A 1808-nucleotide genomic window follows, 5' to 3' on the forward strand; every position below is an offset into this window, starting at 1 on the left:
GAAAGCCCATGCAGGGCGCAGCCCGTCTTTAGACATGGGATGATAGTGAGGTCAAATACGGAGTGCCACTTTTAACCGTAAGGTTTTGTGGTGTTTCAAGTATTTGAAAATTCCACTATCTTTATTTTTATATATTTGTTGTAGTTGTTTCCTTAAACTTATAAAATATAGGTATGGAAGAATATAGAAGAACAGCCACAACAGTTTCATTAATTAACTATCACTTTGTGTTTTGCCCTCGATACAGAAGAAAAATATTTCTTGATAGCAAAGTAGAACAGAGATTTAAAGAGATGGTACATGAAATATGCGAATCACTAAAAATAAAAGTGATCGCTTTAGAATGTGACAAAGACCATGCACACATGTTTCTAAATACACTGCCTACGTTAAGTCCTGCAAATATAATGGCAAAGATCAAAGGAGTGACATCTAAACAGTTGCGTGAAGAATTTCCGCACCTCGACACGTTGCCGAGTTTATGGACACGTTCTTATTTTGTTTCTACCGCAGGAAATGTGTCGAGTCAAACCATAAAGCGATATGTTGAACAACAAAAAACAAGGGGGTGAAATCATTTCGCAAACAATCACTGTAAAAATTAAATTGCTACCTACGAAAGAGCAAGCTTTGATTTTGACTGAAATGAGTAAAACATATATTTCAACAATCAATGAACTTGTATCTGAAATGGTAAAAGAAAAGAAAGCCACTAAGAAATCAAGTAAAAACGTTGATGTATCTCTGCCAAGTGCGGTAAAAAACCAAGCGGTTAAAGACGCAAAAAGTGTTTTCAAGAAAGCAAAGAAAACAAAATTTGAGACAGTTCCAGTCCTAAAGAAACCTATGTGTATCTGGAATAATCAAAACTATTCTTTTGATTTCACTCATATTTCCTTGCCAATCATGGTTGACGGTAAAGCCAAGAAAACACCTATCCGTGCATTATTGGTTGATAAAGATAATCGAAACTTTGATTTGCTTAAACATAAATTAGGCACACTGCGCATCACCAAAAAGTCAGACAAGTGGATTGCACAAATTTCTATCACCATTCCTACTGTTCAAAAAACAGGATTAAAAGTAATGGGTGTTGATTTAGGACTAAAAGTACCTGCTGTTGCTGTAACAGACGATGAAAAGGTACGATTCTTTGGTAATGGCAGACACAACAAATACAAAAAAAGAAAGTTTCGTTCTGTCCGCAAAGCATTGGGTAAAAAGAAAAAATTAAATGCTATCCGACATTCAAAAAACAAAGAACAGCGTTGGATGGAAGATCAAGACCATAAAGTGAGTCGTGCGATTGTTAATTTTGCTAAAGAAAATAAAATATCTGTCATTCGTTTAGAACAATTAGCGAATATCAGACAGACGACAAGAACCAGTCGTAAAAACGAAAAGAATTTGCACACATGGTCATTCTATCGCCTATCTCAATTCATTGAATACAAAGCTGAGTTAGAAGGAATTAAAGTTGAATATGCGAATCCTGCATACACAAGTCAAACATGCCCTAAATGTTCTGAGAAAAACAAGGCGCAAGATAGAAAGTATAAGTGTAAATGCGGATTTGAGAAACATAGAGACATAATTGGTGCTATGAATATTCGATATGCACCTGTGGTTGATGGTAAAAGTCAATCAGCCTAAGATGCTATATGCACTGTCTTAGGAGGGGCAATGGGATGCCCTCACCTTGAGGACTGTTCAAAACAGAAATGGACTGCGAACGCTTAGTCACTCAAGAATCCCACCCGTCAAACCGTAAGGTTTAGGGCTTGCGGCTTTAGCCGTGGGAGTCTCAA

The 1808-nt window shown here is 36.7% G+C and carries 2 protein-coding genes; both read left to right on the forward strand.

What is annotated here, in order from left to right; genetic code table 11:
* Positions 1-173 precede the first annotated feature (173 nt).
* Positions 174-572: an IS200/IS605 family transposase gene (gene tnpA, locus CVD19_RS24155; protein WP_101585720.1), complete on the forward strand. Its 399-nt coding sequence runs from the start codon at positions 174-176 to the stop codon at positions 570-572.
* A gap of 4 nt (positions 573-576) precedes the next feature.
* The gene (locus tag CVD19_RS24160; RefSeq protein ID WP_101585721.1) at positions 577-1653 is read left to right on the forward strand and encodes an RNA-guided endonuclease InsQ/TnpB family protein; all 1077 of its coding nucleotides are present in this window, start codon (positions 577-579) and stop codon (positions 1651-1653) included.
* The last annotated feature ends 155 nt before the right edge of the window (positions 1654-1808 follow it).

It is taken from the genome of Bacillus sp. T33-2 (assembly GCF_002860205.1).
GTDB lineage: Bacteria > Bacillota > Bacilli > Bacillales > Cytobacillaceae > T33-2.